This is a genomic window from Streptomyces sp. NPDC019443 (assembly GCF_044389785.1).
Lineage (GTDB): Bacteria > Actinomycetota > Actinomycetes > Streptomycetales > Streptomycetaceae > Streptomyces.
The window spans coordinates 287,152-305,793 of the sequence record NZ_JBIRYJ010000005.1; the positions used below are offsets into that span (position 1 = coordinate 287,152).

Sequence of the window (18,642 nt, forward strand, 5' to 3'; positions counted from 1 at the left end):
GACTGATGTCCCGGGCCCGGCCCTTTTGTTGGGTACGGGGCGCCTCCGGCGGAAATCAAGCCTCGCCGGCGATTGAGGCGCGGGGTCCGGGGCGGAGCCCCGGTTACCGGAAGGGGCGGGGTGGGGGAAAATAAAGGGCCCGGGCTGTTGCCCGGGCCCCCGTTCGTTACTGTTCCGTTACTGCTTGCGCAGGCGGAACGTCAGCGACAGGCCCTCGTCCGTGAACGGCGCGCCGAAGCTGTCGTCCGCCGCGTCCGCGGTGAACGTCGTGGCCAGCACCTCGTCGGCGATCAACCCGGCGTGTTCCGTGAGCGCCTCGACGGTGGACGGGTCCGTGGAGGACCAGCTCACCGCGATGCGGTCCGCGACGTCCAGGCCGCTGTTCTTGCGCGCGTCCTGGATCAGGCGGATCGCGTCACGCGCCAGGCCCGCTAGCCGCAGCTCCGGGGTGATCTCCAGGTCGAGGGCGACCGTCGCACCCGAGTCGGAGGCCACCGACCACCCCTCGCGCGGGGTCTCCGTGATGATGACCTCCTCCGGGGAGAGGGTGACCGTCTCGCCGTCCACGGAGACGGTCGCGCTGCCCTCGCGCAGGGCCAGCGAGAGCGCCGCGGCGTCGGCCTCTGCGACCGCCTTCGCGACCGCCTGGACGCCCTTGCCGAAGCGCTTGCCCAGCGCGCGGAAGTTCGCCTTGGCCGTGGTGTCGACCAGCGAGCCGCCGACCTCGGAGAGTGAGGCGAGGGACGAGACGTTCAGCTCCTCCGTGATCTGCGCGTGCAGCTCGGGGGAGAGGGACTCGAAGCCCGCCGCCGCGACCAGCGCCCGGGACAGCGGCTGACGCGTCTTGACCCCGGACTCCGCGCGGGTGGCGCGGCCCAGCTCCACCAGCCGGCGGACCAGCGCCATCTGGGAGGAGAGGGTGGGGTCGATGGCGTCCAGGTCGGCCGCCGGCCAGGTCGAGAGATGGACCGACTCCGGGGCGTCCGGCGTCACCGGGACGATCATGTCCTGCCAGACCCGCTCCGTGATGAAGGGTGTGAGCGGGGCCATGAGACGGGTCACAGTCTCGACGACGTCGTGCAGCGTCCGCAGCGCGGCGGCGTCGCCCTGCCAGAAGCGGCGGCGCGAGCGGCGTACGTACCAGTTGGACAGGTCGTCGACGAAGGCCGACAGGAGCTTTCCGGCACGCTGGGTGTCGTACGCCTCCAGCGCCTGGGTCGTCTGGTCCACCAGCGCGCCCAGCTCGCTCAGCAGCCAGCGGTCCAGGACCGTGCGCTCCGCCGGGGCCGGATCCGCCGCGGACGGCGCCCAGTTGGACGTGCGCGCGTACAGGGCCTGGAAGGCCACCGTGTTCCAGTACGTGAGGAGGGTCTTGCGCACGACCTCCTGGATCGTGCCGTGGCCCACCCTGCGTGCGGCCCACGGGGAGCCGCCCGCCGCCATGAACCAGCGGACCGCGTCGGCGCCGTGCTGATCCATCAGCGGGATCGGCTGCAGGATGTTCCCCAGGTGCTTGGACATCTTGCGGCCGTCCTCGGCGAGGATGTGGCCCAGGCAGACGACGTTCTCGTAACTGGACTTGTCGAAGACGAGCGTGCCGACGGCCATCAGCGTGTAGAACCAGCCGCGCGTCTGGTCGATGGCCTCCGAGATGAACTGCGCCGGGTAGCGCTTCTCGAAGAGCTCCTTGTTCTTGTACGGATAGCCCCACTGCGCGAACGGCATCGAACCCGAGTCGTACCAGGCGTCGATGACCTCCGGGACTCGCGTCGCCGTCTCCTGGCAGGTCGGGCAGGGGAATGTCACATCGTCGATGTACGGACGGTGCGGATCCAGCGCCGACTGGTCGGTGCCGGTCAGCTCGGTCAGCTCGGCGCGCGAGCCGACGCCGGTGAGGTGGTTCTCCTCGCAGCGCCAGATCGGCAGCGGCGTGCCCCAGTAGCGGTTACGGGAGAGCGCCCAGTCGATGTTGTTGTTCAGCCAGTCGCCGTAGCGGCCCTGCTTGACCGAGTCCGGGATCCAGTTGGTCTTTTCGTTCTCCTCGAGCAGCCGGTCCTTGATGGCGGTGGTGCGGATGTACCAGGACGGCTGCGCGTAGTAGAGCAGCGCGGTGTGGCAGCGCCAGCAGTGCGGGTAGCTGTGCTCGTACGGGACGTGCCGGAAGAGCAGGCCGCGGTCGGCGAGGTCCTTGGTGAGCGCCTCGTCGGCCTTCTTGAAGAAGACTCCGCCGATCAGCGGCACGTCCTCCTCGAAGGTGCCGTCCGGGCGGACCGGGTTGACCACGGGCAGGCCGTACGCACGGCAGACCCTGAGGTCGTCCTCACCGAAGGCGGGGGACTGGTGGACCAGACCGGTGCCGTCCTCGGTGGTGACGTAGTCGGCGTTGACGACGTAGTGGGCTTCGGAAGGGAACTCGACAAGGGCGAAGGGACGGTCGTACTTCCAGCGCTCCATCTCGGCGCCCGTGAAGGACTGGCCGGTGGCCTCCCAGCCCTCGCCGAGGGCCTTCTCAAGGAGCGGCTGCGCGACGACGAGCTTCTCCTCGCCGTTCGTCGCGACGACGTACGTGACGTCGGGGTGCGCGGCGACCGCCGTGTTGGACACCAGGGTCCAGGGGGTCGTGGTCCACACCAGGAGAGCAGCTTCGCCGGCCAGCGGGCCGCTCGTCAGCGGGAAGCGGACGAAGACGGACGGGTCCACGACCGTCTCGTACCCCTGCGCCAGCTCGTGGTCCGAGAGGCCGGTGCCGCAGCGCGGGCACCAGGGGGCGACACGGTGGTCCTGGACCAGCAGGCCCTTGTTGAAGATCTCCTTCAGCGACCACCAGACCGACTCGATGTAGGACGGGTCCATGGTGCGGTACGCGTCGTCGAGGTCGGTCCAGTACCCCATGCGGGTCGTCAGCTCGGCGAACGCGTCCGTGTGACGGGTCACCGACTCACGGCACTTGGCGTTGAACTCCGCGATGCCGTACGCCTCGATGTCCTTCTTGCCGGAAAAGCCGAGCTCCTTCTCGACGGCGAGCTCGACCGGCAGGCCGTGGCAGTCCCAGCCGGCCTTGCGGGCGACGTGATAGCCGCGCATCGTGCGGAAGCGAGGAAAGACGTCCTTGAAGACGCGGGCCTCGATGTGGTGCGCTCCTGGCATGCCGTTTGCGGTCGGCGGGCCCTCGTAGAACACCCACTCGGGGCGGCCCTCGGACTGCTCGAGGCTCTTGGCGAAAACCTTGCTTTCGCGCCAGAAGTCGAGCACGGCGTGCTCGAGCGCGGGCAGGTCGACCTGGGCGGGCACCTGGTTGTACTGGGGTGGCGTCATCGGCGAGCTCCTCCAACGGACAATGTCTCTTCCGTCGGAGGGACGAGAGCGTGTGCTCCCGCGGTACCACCCTCCTTGGCCCGCCGGCCGTGACCGGTGAGCCCCCTCATTGGGGTCGCGATGCCGGGTCTACTCGCCCGCGGTCGTCCCGTGGGCTTTCTTCCGGCGGCTCAGGGGTGATGCTTCACCTCGCGCTCGCCCCCGGGCTCTCACCGTCCCCGGGTCGCTCATGGCTGCGTACGAAGCTACTCGTCCCCATCCACGCCTTTCGCTTCGCCCAGTGTACGGGCCCGTACGGAGGGCGGCCGACCGGTTTTCACCGGACCGGGCACGGGCCCGCCCGCGGGGTGCTCGGTTGACCCGAATGGCCATGCGGCCCCCGGCGGAGTCCGGCTCCGCCCCAGTGGCGGATTACCGGGCGGGGAGCTGGGCACAACGGATGCAGGTTCGCCTTGTCGCAGGCCGGGGCGGGCCCAAGCGGCGGCGTGCCCCGTTTGCCGCGGGGCTGGTGTCGATTTATCGTCCCAGCACCGACTCGCGAGCAAGATCACAATATGTGAAGGGGCCGCGGCCATGGTGGCGAAGAAGATCGCCGAGAAGACGGCGTCCGCAAGATCCACCGCCGCAGACGCGGCGGCCAAGGGTGCGAGCGGCAAGAAGGGCACCGTCGCGAAGAGGGCCGCGGCAAAGAGGACCGGGAAGAAGCCATCGGCGGCGACGGCGACGGTGAAGAGGGTGTCGGCGGGGAAGGCCCCCGCGGACGAGGCTCCCGCCAAGACGGCAGGGTCCAGGAGGGCCCCGCCCCGGAAGGCAACGGCGGGGAAGGCCCCCGCGGACGAGGCTCCCGCCAAGACGGCAGGGGGCGACAAGGCACCGCCCCGGAAGCCAGCTGCAAGGAAGGCCCCCGCCGACAAGGCTCCCGCCAAGAAGGCACCGCCCAAGGCACCGCCCAAGAAGGCACCGCCCAAGAAAGCAGCTGCGAAGAAGCCCACCCCCAAGAAGCCCACCCCCAAGAAGCCCACCCCCAAGAAGGCCACCCCCAAGAAGGCCACGGCGACGAAGAAGGCGACCCCCACGAACACGACCGCGACCAAGACGACGACCGTGCAGACGACCGCGAGGAAGGCCGTGGCCACCAAGGCCACGGCCAAGAAAGCCGCGAAGAAGGCGCCGGCGAAGAAGACAACCCCGAAGGCCACGACCACCAAGAAGGCGACCCCCACGCAAACGACCGCGAAAAAGGCGACCGCCAAGGACGCGACCGCGAAAAAGGCGACCGCCAAGGACGCGACCGCGAAAAAGGCGACCGCCAAGGATGCGACCGCCAAGAACGCCGCTGTCGTGGCGGGGACTGCCGCGCCGGCGGCCAAGGCGCCGCCGGTGAAGAAGGCATCTGCGAGGAAGGCCGTGGCCAAGAAGGCCGCGAACAAGGCCGCAACCGCGGCCAAGGGGGCGGCCGAGGCCGCGAAGCAGACGGGAGCCAGGACGGTGGGAGCGAAGAAGACCGCGGGTGGGGCATCGGCAGCCGGCGACAGCGCGGTGGCGGTGCCCACGATCCCTACAGTGGCCGCGACGCCGCCGGGGGAGCTCGCCGTACGACCCGGCGAGGACCCATGGACGGCGGAGGAGGTCGCCGAGGCGCGTGCCGGGCTGGAGAGCGAGGTGGTCCGACTGACGAACGAGATCAGCTCCTCGGAAGAGTCGCTGGTCGGTCTGATGCGCGACTCCGGGGACGGCGCGGGTGACGACGACGCCGATACCGGGACCAAGAACATCACGCGCGAGCACGAGATGGCGCTCGCCGCCAATGCGCGCGAGATGCTGGAGCAGAGCGAGCGCGCGCTGGTGCGGCTCGACGCCGGGACGTACGGGCTCTGCGAGATCTGCGGCAAGCCGATCGGGAAGGCCCGTATGCAGGCTTTCCCGCGAGCCACACTGTGCGTGGAGGACAAGCAGAAGCAAGAACGCCGAGGCTGAGTCAGTACGTGTGTGCCGTACCCTCGTGCTCAGTCAGGCACCTAGGTTGAGGGACTCACGTGGCAGAGGCGGAGCGCATCATCGGTACGTCGGATTCAGTGGGCGCCGACGAGGCTGCGGCGCCCGCCGAGCAGCCCAAGGGCAAGCGGCGGATCGCCGTGCTGTTCGCTGTCGCGCTCGTCGCCTACCTGGTCGACCTCGGCAGCAAGATGCTCGTGGTGGCCAAGCTGGAGCACCACGAGCCGATCGAGATCATCGGTGATCTGCTGAAGTTCGAGGCGGTACGGAACGCGGGTGCCGCGTTCGGTATCGGCGAGGCCTTCACCGTGATCTTCACCTGCATCGCGGCGGCGGTGATCGTCGTCATCGCCCGTCTCGCGCGCAAGCTCTACAGCCTGCCGTGGGCGATCGCCCTCGGTCTGCTGCTCGGCGGTGCGCTCGGCAACCTCACCGACCGGATCTTCCGGGCACCGGGGGTCTTCGAGGGCGCGGTCGTCGACTTCATCGCGCCCGCGCACTTCGCGGTCTTCAACCTCGCCGACTCCGCGATCGTCTGCGGCGGGATCCTGATTGTGATCCTGTCGTTCAAGGGGCTGGACCCCGACGGGACTGTCCACAAGGACTGACAAGGCATACTCGACGGGTGAGTACAGTTCCCGAGATCCGCACCCTGCCCGTACCGGATGGCCTTGAGGGCGAGCGCGTAGACGCCGCCATCTCCCGGATGTTCGGGTTTTCCCGTACGAAAGCGGCCGAGCTGGCAGCCGCCGGGAAGGTGCAGGTCGACGGCTCGGTCGTCGGAAAGTCCGAGCGTGTGCACGGCGGTGCCTGGCTCGAGGTCGAGATGCCGCAGGCACCCACCCCGGTGCAGATCGTGGCCGAGCCGGTCGAGGGCATGGAGATCGTGCACGACGACGACGACATCGTCGTGATCGCCAAGCCGGTCGGCGTGGCCGCGCACCCGAGCCCCGGCTGGAGCGGCACGACCGTGATCGGCGGTCTCGCGGCCGCGGGGTACCGGATCTCGACGTCCGGCGCGTCGGAGCGGCAGGGGATCGTGCACCGGCTGGACGTCGGCACGTCCGGGCTGATGGTCGTCGCCAAGTCGGAGCGGGCCTACACCCTGCTGAAGGCGCAGTTTCGTGACCGGATCGTGGACAAGCGGTATCACGCACTGGTCCAGGGGCACCCGGATCCGCTGAGCGGGACGATTGACGCGCCGATCGGGCGGCACCCGAACCACGACTACAAGTGGGCGGTCACGGCGGACGGCAAGCCGTCGGTCACGCACTACGACCTGATTGAGGCGTACCGCGCGGCGTCGCTGCTGGACATCAAGCTGGAGACGGGGCGTACGCACCAGATCCGCGTACACATGGCTGCCCACCGGCACCCGTGCGTGGGCGATCTGACGTACGGCGCGGACCCGACGATGGCGAAGCGGCTGGGGCTGACCAGGCAGTGGCTGCACGCGGTGCGGCTGGGCTTCGAGCACCCGTCGGACGGGCAGTGGGTGGAGTTCGAGAGCGCGTACCCGGAGGACCTGAGGTCGGCGCTGGACACGATCGCCGCGGAGAGCGCGTGAGTTCCTTCGTCGTAAGGGCCGCCGTCGGCCCGGCCGACCGGGAAGCCTGCTTCGCGGTCCGGAAGGAAGTCTTCGTCGTCGAGCAGCGGGTGTCGGCGGAGATCGAGTACGACACGTTCGACGCGGAGAACGCGGACACGGTGCATGTGCTGGCGGTCGACGCTGACGGGCAGCCGCTGGGCACGGGACGGCTGCTGCACGGCGAGGCCGCGGCGGACAAGACAGGCGGCGACCCGTCGGTGGGCTCCCTGGGTCGCCTCGCGGTGAGCAAGGCGGCGCGGGGGCTCGGCGTGGGCGTGGCGCTGGTCCGGGCGATCGAGGAGGCGGCGCGGGAGCGGGGGCTGGCCGCGGTGGACCTGCATGCGCAGACGCATGCGCTGGGGTTCTACGAGCGGCTGGGGTACGTGGCGTACGGGGCGGAGTTCCTGGACGCGGGGATCGGGCACCGGGCGATGCGGCGGGCGCTCTAGCGGGGGACGGGGTTTTCCCCTGCACGGCCCGCCCCCTCAGGACGGCAGGCCCCACCTCGTCCACTCGCCCGTCGCCGGGACGTCCAGCGGTGGGTCCGGCTCGGTGCCCTTCGTCGTTATCAACGCCGTCGCGTGGCACGGGAGTTGGATCACGATGCCCCGCATGGTGCCCGTGCCCCAGCGGAACCGGAAGACCTCGACGAGATCATCTTCATCGCGTTCGCGGTCATCCTGGCGACGCTTGTGCTCCAGGGCCTGACCCTGCCGTGGCTGGTGCGGCGACTCGGCGTGCGGGCGGACACGGACGCGGAAGGCGAGTTGGAACGGAGCCTCGCGATCCGCGCGTCGAAGGCGGCGAAACGCCGGCTCAGGGAGATCGAGGCGGTGGAGGATCTGCCGGAGGACATCAGCGAGCGGCTGCTGCGCGCGGCGTACGACATGGGGGCGAGGATCAGCCCGGACATCGTCGACGACGAGCGGCGGGAGTGGTTCGCGAAGCGGGTGGACCGGCTCAGGACGATGCAGCGAATCCAGCGGGAGATGCTGTCGGCGGCCCGCCACGAGGTCCTGTCGGCCCGTAACGAGCCGGGCGCCGACCCGGAGGTGGTGGACAGGGTGCTGAGGCACTTGGACGTACGCAGCCTGCGGTGAGGGGGTGTTGGGCGGCGTGGCTCCCGGCGGGCGGCCTGGCGGGCGTCCGCCGGGAGCGTGGGCAGTCGGTCGTCGTGGCCGGCTGTCAGCCCCTGCCTGTGCGGGGTTGGGCGCCCCCATCGTGGTCCTCCCCGTCCGGGGACGGCAGGTGCCCGTCCGGAGTCGGCCCAATGGCCCTTGGCCATGCGCCGTTCGGGGGCAGCGCGGCCGGCGAAGTCGCCACGCGTGGCAGCGCGTACGGGTGCTTCTCGTGCAGCCAGGCGATCATCTGCTCCCGTACCGCGCACCGCGCCGTCCAGATGTCGTCCGCGTCCTTCGCCGTCACCACCGCCCGCACCTGCATCGTGTTCGGCGTGGTGTCCGTGACCGCCAGACTCCAGTCGCGGCCGTCCCACGCCGCGCACTCCCGCAGGATGTCCTGGAGCTTCTCGCGCATCAGGCCCACCGGCGCCGAGTGGTCCAGATGGAAGAAGACCGTCCCGGTCATCTGCGCTCCGCCGCGCGACCAGTTCTCGAACGGCTTGCTGGTGAAGTACGACACCGGCATGGTGATGCGCCGCTCGTCCCACGTCCGCACCGCGAGGAACGTCAGCGTGACCTCCTCGACCGTGCCCCACTCCCCGTCCACCACCACCGTGTCGCCGATCCGCACCATGTCGCCGAACGCGATCTGGAAGCCCGCGAAGAGATTCCCGAGCGTGGACTGCGCCGCGACACCCGCGACGATGCCGATGATGCCCGCGGAGGCCAGCATCGACGCGCCGACCTTCTCCATGCCCGGGAAGGTCAGCAGCATCGCGGCCACCGCCACCACCACGACCACCGCCGTGACGATCCGCATGATCAGCGTGACCTGCGTGCGCACCCGGCGTACCCGGGCCGGATCGCGGGTCGAGGACGCGTAACGGGCGTACGACGACTCCACAGCGGCCGAGACGATCCGCACGACCAGCCAGGCACCCGCGCTGATCAGCACCAGCGACAGCACCTGGCCGATGGCCGCCTCGTGGTCCTTGAGCGGCTGCCACTGCGTCTCGCGGTAGGTCCCTCTCAGCAGCGCGGTGAGCAGGACGACCTGGAACGGCAGCCGGCAGCGCCGCAGCAGCCCCCACAGCGGGGTCTCGGGGTGACGGCCGTCCACCCGGCGCAACAGCAGGTCCAGGGCCCAGCCGAGCAGCAGCGTGAGCACGAGAGAGCCACCGACTACGGTCAACGGGCGCAGTACGTTGTCCATAAACTCCGACGCTAACGGGAACTGGCAGGATGGCCGAATGAACATCATGCTTTTCCATTCGGTCTACGGTCTGCGCCCGGCAGTGCGCGCGGCAGCCGATCGGCTGCGCGCCGCCGGGCACCAGGTTCGCGTGCCCGACCTCTTCGAGGGGCAAACCGCCGAGACCGTAGAGGAAGGCATGGATCTCAAGGAAAAGATCGGCAAGGAGGAGCTGCTGCGCCGGGCGATCCTCGCCGCCGCGCCGTACTCCGAGCAGGGTCTGGTGTACGCGGGCTTCTCGCTCGGCGGCTCGATCGCGCAGAACCTCGCGCTGGGCGACGAGAAGGCGCGCGGTCTGCTGCTCCTGCACGGTACGTCCGACATCGCGGAGGGTGCGAGCGCGGACGACCTGCCCGTACAACTGCATGTCGCGGACCCGGACCCCTTCGAGCCGCACGACTGGCTGAACGCCTGGTATCTGCAGATGCAGCGGGCCGGCGCGGATGTGGAGATCTACCGCTACCCGGGCGCCGGGCATCTGTACACCGACCCCGGTCTGCCCGACTACGACGAGGCCGCGGCCGAGCAGACCTGGCGGATCGCGCTGGGCTTCCTCGAAACGCTGTAGCCAGGCCGAAGAGACCAACAGGCCTCGCGCGGCACGCGTTTTCGCGTCCGTCCGCGCGAGGCCCACAGGCCTTACGGATACTCCGGCCCGGCGTCAGCGCACCGGCTGGCTGACCCGCTCGACGCGCTGTGTACCGGACAGGGTCCGGTAGGAGCGGGCCCACTTCGTGGTGGCGTCGGGCTTCGTCCTGTCGGAAAGGACGTAGTAGTCCATCTGCGAGCGCTCGGCGGTGACGTCGAGGACGCCGTAGCCGTGATTGTCCATGTCCAGCCACTTCACATGGCGGTTGGCCGCCTTGACGGCCGTGGAGGCGACCAGCGAGACCGTGCCCGGCGCGACATGGAGGATGTCGTCCAGGTTGTCGGAGGTCACCGACGTCACCACGAACTCGGTCGCGGCGGACTGCGACAGCGGATACGTCGCCGCCTTGAGAGGCACGTCGCTCGCCCAGGCCGTGTGGATGTCGCCGGTGAGGAAGACGGTGTTCTTGATCCCGCGGTCCGTCAGGTGCTTCAGCAGCTCCTTGCGGTCGTCCGTGTAGCCGTCCCACTGGTCGACATTGACCGCGAGGCCCTCCTTGGGCAGCCCCAGCAACTCCGCGATCGGCTCCAGCAGATGGGCCGGTACGGACCCGAACGCGACCGGCGAGATCATCACCGAGGTGCCGACCAGCTTCCACGCGGCGTCCGAACCGGCAAGCCCGGCCTTCAGCCAGTCCAGCTGCGCGCGGCCGGTGATCGTACGCTCCGGGTCGTCCACGTCGCCGTTGCCGACGGTCGACTGCTGCGAGCGGAAGGACCGCAGGTCCAGCAGGTGCAGATCGGCGAGCTTGCCGAAGCGCAGCCGACGGTAGACGGTGCCCTCGGTCGACGCGCGTACGGGCATCCACTCGAAGTAGGCCTGGCGCGCGGCGGCGGCACGCGCGGCCCACTCGCCCTCGGCGCCCGGCGTGTGGTTCTCCGCGCCGCCCGACCAGCTGTCGTTCGCGATCTCGTGGTCGTCCCAGATCGCGATTACCGGGTGCGCGGCGTGCAGCGCCTGCAGATCGGCGTCCGTCTTGTACGTGGCGTGGCGGGTGCGGTAGTCCGCGAGCGTGGTTATCTCGTGCTTCGGCGAGTGCTGGCGTACGACGTACTGCTCGGCCGGGAAGTCGCCGGTCGCGTACTCGTAGATGTAGTCGCCGAGATGGAGGATCGCGTCCAGGTCGGCGCGGGCGGCCAGATGCCGGTACGCGGAGAAGTAGCCCGCCTCCCAGTTGGCGCAGGAGACCACACCGAAGCGGACACCGGGCGTTGCGGCATCGGGGGCCGGGGTGGTGCGGGTGTGGCCGACGGGCGAGACGCCGGCGCCGACGGTGAACCGGAAGTAATAGGCGGTCGCCTGGCGCAGGCCCCTTACGTCCACCTTGACGGTGTGATCGGACGCGGCCTTCGACGTCGTGGTGCCGCGGGCGACGACCCGGGTGAAGCCCTTGTCCTCGGCGACCTCCCAACTCACCGCGGTGTCGGGGCCCTTGCCCGAGCCCGGCACGGCATCAGGGGTGGGGGTGATACGCGTCCACAGCAGTACGCCGTCGGGCAGCGGGTCGCCGGAGGCGATTCCGTGGAGGAAGGCCGGGGCCTCCTGGGCGGAGGCCGCGGTGGCGGAGGTGGCGACCGCGATGGCGGGCGCGGCGACGACAGCGGTGGCGGCAGCGGCCTTGACGACCGTGCGGCGGCTGGGAGTTGAGGAGAGTCGACTGGTCACGGCCGATCAGACTACTGACCGGTAAGCCGAATGGGCGGGCGAACAGGGAAAGTTCGCCCGCCCATCGGAAACGGTCAACCAGCGCGTTCCCTCCCGGTCGGTCGGGAACTCGGGCTGAACCAGCCGTAATCAGGTGGAATCAGCCTTTTATGACCTCAGCCCTTAATGACCCCAGCCCTTAATGACCCCAGCCTTTGATGACCCCAGTCTTTGATGGTCTCAAGTCTTCATGGCCTCAGCCCTTGATGGCCTTGTCGACCGCGGCGTTGAACTGCTCCACCGTCATGGGCGGGTTCTCGGTGCCGTCCGCGGTGACCTTCTTGCCGTCCATCTTGAGCGTCGGTGTGCCGGTGACCCCGCTGTCGTCGAAGGCCGCGGACATCTTCATGGCCCAGGCGTCGAATGTGCCGTCCTCGACGTTCTTCTTGAACTCGGCGTTGTTCCTGAGCGTGGTCACCGAGTCGGCGACCTCCAGCAGGTACGAGTCCTTGGCGAACTTGTCGTCGTTCTCCTCGGGGTGGTACTTCGCCGAGTAGAGGGCGGCCTTGTACTCCATGAAGGCCTCGGGACTGACATCGAGGGCCGCCCCCAGCGCGGACAGAGCGTTCTTCGAGCCCTCGCCCTGGGTGGCGTTGTCGATGAAGGTCGCGCCGATGTACTTGATCTTGTACTTGCCGGCGTCGAGGTCCTTCTTCACCGTCGCGCCGACCGACTGCTCGAAGGACGCGCAGACCGGGCAGCGCGAGTCCTCGTACAGCTCCAGCGTCTTCTTCGCGGCCGGTTTGCCTATGACGACGGTCGTGCCGTTCTCGCCCTCGGTGTTCTTCGGCGCGGCGACGTTCTTCTCGTCCTTCACCGACTCCCAGTGGCCCGGCTTGTTGGCCTGCATCACGGCGTACCCGATGCCGCCCGCTATCGCGAGCACCACGACCGTCGAGCCTATGACGATGAGCTGACGGCGGGTCTTGTCCTTCTTGGCCTGGCGCTCACGCTCCTGGCGCAGCCGCTCGCGGGCCGCCGCCTTGCTGGCCTGGCTGTTGCGTGCACTCATGCTGATTCACTCCGTGTGATGTCGTATCCAGAGATACGGAAAAGATCGAGGGATTGCCGAAAAGAGGGCTGCGGGCTCAGGCGAAGACTGCGGCCGAGCGCGGCGGTCCCCGCCGTCCGACGGAGTGCACCAGCAGACGGGTGCGGGAGATGCCGGGGCGGCGCGGCGCGGGACGCGCCGCGCGCCGTACGGCCCTGTGTGCCGTCCCCGCCGCGCCGACCGCCATCAGCAGCGGCCGGAACGCGAAGGCGCCCACCGCACGCACAAGTCCGGACAGCGCGGACTCGCCGCGCCGCAGCCAGGCCGCGGCCAGCAGTCCGACCGACACATGGGCGGCGAGCAGCAGCCACGGCAGGGCTGGGTCGGTGGAGTGCAGCAGGGTGGCCGCGCCACGGTCGGTGACCGCCACGCCGGGCAGCTGGGTGCCGACGTTGCCGCCGCACAGCACATCGAAGCCGACCGCGCGCAGCGAACCGGCGACCGGGCCGCCGCCGGGGCCGTAACAGACGTCCTGGCCGGTGGTGAAGACGGTGTCCGCGGCCAGTTCCAGCGGGACGAGCAGACTCGCGATCCGCCAGTAGCCGCGCTCGCGGCCCGACAGGGCGTACGCGACGGCGAAGACGCCCGCCGAAACACCCGCGACGGTGGTCAGCGGCAGCGGGACCTGGGAGAGCAGCACATGGGAGGCGGCGGACAGGGTCACGACCAGTGCCGTGAAAATCGCTGCCCGCAGCCCCCTGAGCTGCATTCCTGATATGTCCATCACCCGGGAGTCTCCCATGGGGCCGGGTAAGCGTCCCCTAAGGATCCGGCCCCACGCGGCTCAGCCGCATGCTCGATACTCAGAGACCCGGGATCCGGCCGTTACGGAACAGGTCGACGAAGATCTGGTGGTCCGCCCGCGCCCGCGCGCCGTAGCTGTGCGCGAACTCCACCAGCAGCTCGCCGAACCCCTCCTCGTCGGCCGCGATCGCCGCGTCGATGGCCCGCTCCGTCGAGAACGGCACCAGCGAGTGGCCGCTCTCCTCGTCCGCCGCGCTGTGCATCGTGGCCGTCGCCCTGCCCAGGTCGGCGACGACCGCCGCGATCTCCTCCGGCTCGTCGATGTCGCCCCAGTCCAGATCCACCGCGTACGGCGACACCTCGGCGACCAGCTGACCTGAGCCGTCCAGCTCGGTCCAGCCCAGCCACGGGTCGGCGTGGTCCTGGAGGGCGCGCTGCGAGATCACCGTGCGATGGCCCTCGTGCTGGAAGTACTCCCGCACGGTGGCGTCGTCGATGTGCCGGGAGACCGCGGGGGTCTGCGCCTGCTTCATATAGATCACGACGTCGTTCTCGAGGGCGTCGCTGTTGCCTTCGAGCAGGATGTTGTACGAGGGCAGGCCGGCGGAGCCGATGCCGATGCCGCGGCGGCCCACGACGTCCTTGACGCGGTACGAGTCGGGCCGGGTCAAGCTGGACTCGGGCAGCGTCTCCAGATAGCCGTCGAAGGCCGCGAGCACCTTGTAGCGGGTGGCCGCGTCCAGCTCGATCGAGCCGCCGCCGGGTGCGAACCGGCGCTCGAAGTCGCGGATCTCGGTCATCGAGTCGAGCAGCGAGAACCGGGTCAGCGAGCGGGCGTCGCGCAGCACGTCCAGCAGCGGGCCGTCGGCGGTGTCCAGCGTGAAGGGCGGCACCTCGTCGTTCTTCGCGCCGGCGGCCAGGGCGTGGATGCGCTCGCGGTAGGCGGCGGCGTAGATCCGCACCAGCTCGGTGATCTGCTCGTCGCTGAGCGCCTTGGTGTAGCCGACGAGCGCCAGCGATGCGGCCAGCCGCTTGAGGTCCCAGGTGAAGGGGCCGACGTACGCCTCGTCGAAGTCGTTGACGTTGAAGATCAGGCGGCCGTTGGCGTCCATGTACGTGCCGAAGTTCTCGGCGTGCAGATCGCCGTGGATCCACACCCGACCGGTGCGCTCGTCGAGGAACGGGCCGCCGTGCCGCTCGCGCCCCAGGTCGTTGTAGAACAGGCAGGCGGTGCCCCGGTAGAACGCGAACGCCGAGGCGGCCATTTTCCGGAACTTGACCCGGAAGGCGGCGGGGTCGGCGGCCAGCAGCTGGCCGAAGGCGGTGTCGAAGACGGCGAGAATCTCCTCGCCGCGCTCTTCAGTTGCTGCCTCGGCGGATCGCGGTACCGACATCGCTGGGTGCCTCCTGGTGCATGACAAACGGGACGGGGGATTCCGTCTCGCCGATCGAGCGAAGCGAGAGCGCAATCCAAGGGTGCAACGCACGACCGTACTCGGGAGTGCCCGGCGACTGTCAGTGCCAAGACGTAGACTTCCAGGCTGTCCACCCAGACTGTCCGCAGCCTGTCACCCCCCGTTCTCCGGAGGCATTCCGCCGTGACCAAGCCGCCTTTCACGCACCTTCACGTCCACACCCAGTACTCCCTGCTGGACGGTGCCGCGCGGCTCAAGGACATGTTCAATGCCTGCAATGAGATGGGCATGACCCACATCGCCATGACGGACCATGGCAACCTCCACGGGGCGTACGACTTCTTCCACTCGGCGAAGAAGGCGGACGTCACGCCCATCATCGGCATCGAGGCGTACGTCGCCCCCGAGTCCCGGCGGAACAAGCGGAAGATCCAGTGGGGCCAGCCGCACCAGAAGCGTGACGACGTCTCCGGTTCGGGTGGTTACACCCACAAGACGATCTGGGCGGCCAACAAGACCGGTCTGCACAACCTCTTCCGGCTCTCCTCCGACGCGTACGCAGAGGGCTGGCTGCAGAAGTGGCCGCGTATGGACAAGGAGACCATCGCCCAGTGGTCGGAGGGGCTCATCGCCTCCACCGGCTGCCCCTCGGGCGAACTCCAGACCCGGCTGCGCCTCGGCCAGTTCGACGAGGCCCTCAAGGCCGCCTCCGAGTACCAGGACATCTTCGGCAAGGACAAGTATTTCCTGGAACTGATGGACCACGGCATCGAGATCGAGCGCCGCGTCCGCGACGGCCTGCTGGAGATCGGCAAGAAGCTCGGCATTCCGCCGATCGTCACCAACGACTCGCACTACACCTACGCCGACGAGGCCGGCGCGCATGACGCGCTGCTGTGCATCCAGACCGGCAAGAACCTCTCGGACCCCGACCGCTTCCGCTTCGACGGCACCGGCTACTACCTGAAGTCCACGGACGAGATGTACGCCGTGGACTCCTCGGACGCCTGGCAGGAGGGCTGCGCCAACACCCTCCTGGTCGCGCAGCAGATCGACACCGAGGGCTGGTTCCAGGAGCGGAACCTGATGCCGAAGTTCGAGGTGCCCGAGGGCTTCACCGAGGTGACCTGGTTCCGCGAGGAGACCATGCGCGGCATGGCCCGGCGCTACCCGGGCGGCATCCCGGACGACCGGCTCAAGCAGGTCGAGTACGAGATGGGCATCATCATCGACATGGGCTTCCCGGGGTACTTCCTCGTGGTGGCCGACTTCATCATGTGGGCCAAGAACAACGGAATCGCGGTGGGCCCCGGCCGAGGTTCCGCGGCCGGCTCGATCGTCGCGTACGCCATGGGCATCACCGACCTCGACCCGATCGAGCACGGACTGATCTTCGAGCGCTTCCTCAACCCCGAGCGCATTTCCATGCCCGATGTCGACATCGACTTCGACGAGCGCCGGCGCGGTGAGGTGATCAGGTACGTCACCGAGAAGTACGGCGCCGACAAGGTCGCCATGATCGGCACGTACGGCAAGATCAAGGCGAAGAACGCCATCAAGGACTCCGCGCGGGTGCTCGGCTACCCGTACGCGATGGGCGACCGGCTCACCAAGGCGATGCCCGCCGACGTCCTCGGCAAAGGCATCGACCTCAACGGCATCACCGATCCGAAGCACCCCCGCTACAGCGAGGCGGGCGAGATCCGGGGGATGTACGAGAACGAGCCGGACGTGAAGAAGGTCATCGACACCGCCAAGGGCGTCGAGGGACTGGTCCGGCAGATGGGTGTGCACGCAGCCGGCGTGATCATGTCCAGCGAGACCATCACCGACCATGTGCCCGTGTGGGTCAGGCACACCGACGGCGTCACCATCACGCAGTGGGACTACCCGCAGTGCGAGTCGCTGGGCCTGCTGAAGATGGACTTCCTCGGCCTGCGCAACCTCACGATCATGGACGACGCCGTCAAGATGGTGAAGTCCAACAAGGGCGTCGACCTGGAGCTGCTCTCCGTCCCGCTCGACGACCCCAAGACATACGAACTGCTCTGCCGCGGTGACACACTCGGCGTCTTCCAGTTCGACGGCGGCCCGATGCGTTCGCTGCTGCGGCTGATGAAGCCCGACAACTTCGAGGACATTTCCGCCGTCTCGGCCCTGTACCGGCCGGGCCCGATGGGCATGAACTCGCACACGAACTACGCGCTCCGCAAGAACGGCCAGCAGGAGATCACGCCGATCCACCCGGAGCTCGAGGAGCCTCTCAAGGAGGTCCTCGGTGTCACCCACGGCCTGATCGTCTACCAGGAGCAGGTGCAGAAGGCCGCCCAGATCATCGCGGGGTACTCGCTCGGCGAGGCCGACATCCTCCGCCGCGTGATGGGCAAGAAGAAGCCCGAGGAGCTGGCGAAGAACTTCGTTCTGTTCCAGGAAGGCGCCCGCAAGAACAAGTACTCGGACGAGGCGATCCAGGCGCTGTGGGACGTGCTGGTCCCGTTCGCCGGATACGCGTTCAACAAGGCGCACTCCTCGGCGTACGGCCTGGTCACCTACTGGACCGCATATCTCAAGGCGAACTACCCCGCCGAGTACATGGCCGCGCTGCTCACCTCCGTGAAGGACGACAAGGACAAGTCCGCGGTCTATCTGAACGAGTGCCGCCGCATGGGCATCAAGGTGCTGCCGCCCAATGTGAACGAGTCGCAGTCGAACTTCGCCGCGCAGGGCGACGAGGTGATCCTCTTCGGCCTCTCCGCCGTGCGGAACGTCGGCACGAACGTCGTGGACTCGATCATCCGCAGCCGCAAGTCCAAGGGGAAGTACACCTCCTTCCCCGACTTCCTCGACAAGGTCGAGGCCGTGGTCTGCAACAAGCGGACCGTCGAATCACTCATCAAGGCCGGCGCCTTCGACGAGATGGGCCACACCCGCAAGGGCCTGGTCGCCCACCATGAGCCGATGATCGACAACGTGGTGGCGGTCAAGCGCAAGGAGGCCGAGGGGCAGTTCGACCTGTTCGGCGGGATGGGCGACGAGGAGAGTGACGAGCCGGGCTTCGGGCTCGACGTCGAGTTCTCCGACGTCGAGTGGGACAAGTCGTATCTGCTCGCGCAGGAACGCGAGATGCTCGGCCTCTATGTCTCCGACCACCCGCTCTTCGGCATCGAGCATGTCCTGAGCGACAAGACGGACGCCGCGATCTCCCAGCTCACCGGAGGTGAGCACGCCGACGGCGCGGTCGTCACCATCGGCGGAATCATTTCCGGCCTGCAGCGCAAGATGACCAAGCAGGGCAACGCCTGGGCGATCGCGACGGTCGAGGACCTGGCGGGCTCCATCGAGTGCATGTTCTTCCCGGCGACCTATCAGCTGGTGTCGACGCAGCTCGTCGAGGACACCGTGGTCTTCGTCAAGGGACGTCTCGACAAGCGCGAGGACATCCCGCGGCTGGTCGCCATGGAACTGATGGTCCCGGACCTCTCGTCGGCCGGCACGAACGCGCCGGTGGTCGTCACCATCCCGACGGTGAAGGTGACGCCGCCGATGATCAGCAGGCTCGGTGAGATCCTCAGCCACCACAAGGGCAACACCGAGGTACGGATCAAGCTCCAGGGCCCCCGCAAGACCACGGTGCTCCGGCTCGACCGGCACCGCGTGCAGCCGGACCCGGCGCTCTTCGGCGATCTGAAGGTGCTGCTCGGCCCGTCCTGCCTGGCCGGCTAGCGCCGATACGCACATACGCCGCAAGGGGCGCGCCCGTCGTCACGGGCGCGCCCCTGGCGTCTTTTGCCGCTCGTCTTTTACGGCT

At 68.7% G+C, this 18,642-nt stretch carries 12 protein-coding genes and 1 pseudogene; 7 read left to right on the forward strand and 6 right to left on the reverse strand.

Going from position 1 to position 18,642, the window contains the following annotated elements; genetic code table 11:
- Positions 1-177: 177 nt before the first annotated feature.
- Positions 178-3,315 carry an isoleucine--tRNA ligase gene (gene ileS, locus ACH492_RS18640; RefSeq protein ID WP_398987831.1) on the reverse strand — a complete coding sequence of 1,046 codons (3,138 nt, stop codon included), beginning with the start codon at positions 3,313-3,315 and terminating at the stop codon, positions 178-180.
- A 573-nt stretch (positions 3,316-3,888) separates the two neighbouring features.
- On the opposite strand from ileS, the gene ACH492_RS18645 reads away from it, so the two are divergent.
- From ACH492_RS18645 to ACH492_RS18665, 5 genes and pseudogenes are all read left to right on the forward strand, one after another.
- A complete protein-coding gene (locus ACH492_RS18645; RefSeq protein WP_398987833.1) occupies positions 3,889-5,292 on the forward strand; it encodes a TraR/DksA C4-type zinc finger protein in 1,404 nt (467 codons plus the stop codon).
- A 59-nt stretch (positions 5,293-5,351) separates the two neighbouring features.
- Positions 5,352-5,918, forward strand: a complete 567-nt coding sequence (gene lspA / locus ACH492_RS18650) for a signal peptidase II (RefSeq protein WP_307664048.1) — start codon at positions 5,352-5,354, stop codon at positions 5,916-5,918.
- 17 nt (positions 5,919-5,935) lie between these two features.
- A complete protein-coding gene (locus tag ACH492_RS18655; RefSeq protein ID WP_398987835.1) occupies positions 5,936-6,877 on the forward strand; it encodes an RluA family pseudouridine synthase in 942 nt (313 codons plus the stop codon).
- Entirely contained in the window at positions 6,874-7,347 is a 474-nt protein-coding gene (locus ACH492_RS18660) for a GNAT family N-acetyltransferase (RefSeq protein ID WP_398987837.1), read from the forward strand. The genes ACH492_RS18655 and ACH492_RS18660 overlap by 4 nt, the downstream gene beginning before the upstream one ends.
- A gap of 198 nt (positions 7,348-7,545) precedes the next feature.
- A pseudogene (locus ACH492_RS18665) lies at positions 7,546-7,998 on the forward strand (Na+/H+ antiporter); the annotation flags it as partial.
- A gap of 85 nt (positions 7,999-8,083) precedes the next feature.
- Here the strand turns inward: ACH492_RS18665 and ACH492_RS18670 are convergent.
- A complete protein-coding gene (locus ACH492_RS18670) occupies positions 8,084-9,232 on the reverse strand; it encodes a mechanosensitive ion channel family protein (protein WP_398987839.1) in 1,149 nt (382 codons plus the stop codon).
- A gap of 37 nt (positions 9,233-9,269) precedes the next feature.
- Here ACH492_RS18670 and ACH492_RS18675 point away from each other — a divergent pair, with 37 nt between their 5' ends.
- Positions 9,270-9,839 (forward strand): dienelactone hydrolase family protein, encoded by a 570-nt coding sequence (locus tag ACH492_RS18675; protein WP_398987841.1) that lies wholly within the window; start codon positions 9,270-9,272, stop codon positions 9,837-9,839.
- Positions 9,840-9,932: 93 nt separating this feature from the next.
- On the opposite strand, the gene ACH492_RS18680 is transcribed toward ACH492_RS18675, so the two are convergent.
- The 4 genes from ACH492_RS18680 to ACH492_RS18695 form a co-directional block, all read right to left on the reverse strand.
- Positions 9,933-11,585, reverse strand: coding sequence for an alkaline phosphatase D family protein (locus tag ACH492_RS18680; protein ID WP_398987843.1), 1,653 nt, complete (start codon positions 11,583-11,585; stop codon positions 9,933-9,935).
- Positions 11,586-11,820: 235 nt separating this feature from the next.
- The gene (locus ACH492_RS18685) at positions 11,821-12,636 is read right to left on the reverse strand and encodes a DsbA family protein (protein WP_398987845.1); all 816 of its coding nucleotides are present in this window, start codon (positions 12,634-12,636) and stop codon (positions 11,821-11,823) included.
- A gap of 76 nt (positions 12,637-12,712) precedes the next feature.
- Positions 12,713-13,399, reverse strand: coding sequence for a hypothetical protein (locus tag ACH492_RS18690; protein WP_398987847.1), 687 nt, complete (start codon positions 13,397-13,399; stop codon positions 12,713-12,715).
- Between the two features lie 79 nt (positions 13,400-13,478).
- Positions 13,479-14,813, reverse strand: coding sequence for a DUF2252 domain-containing protein (locus ACH492_RS18695; RefSeq protein ID WP_398987849.1), 1,335 nt, complete (start codon positions 14,811-14,813; stop codon positions 13,479-13,481).
- Positions 14,814-15,017: 204 nt separating this feature from the next.
- Here ACH492_RS18695 and dnaE point away from each other — a divergent pair, with 204 nt between their 5' ends.
- Entirely contained in the window at positions 15,018-18,557 is a 3,540-nt protein-coding gene (gene dnaE, locus ACH492_RS18700) for a DNA polymerase III subunit alpha (RefSeq protein ID WP_398987851.1), read from the forward strand.
- Positions 18,558-18,642: the final 85 nt, after the last annotated feature.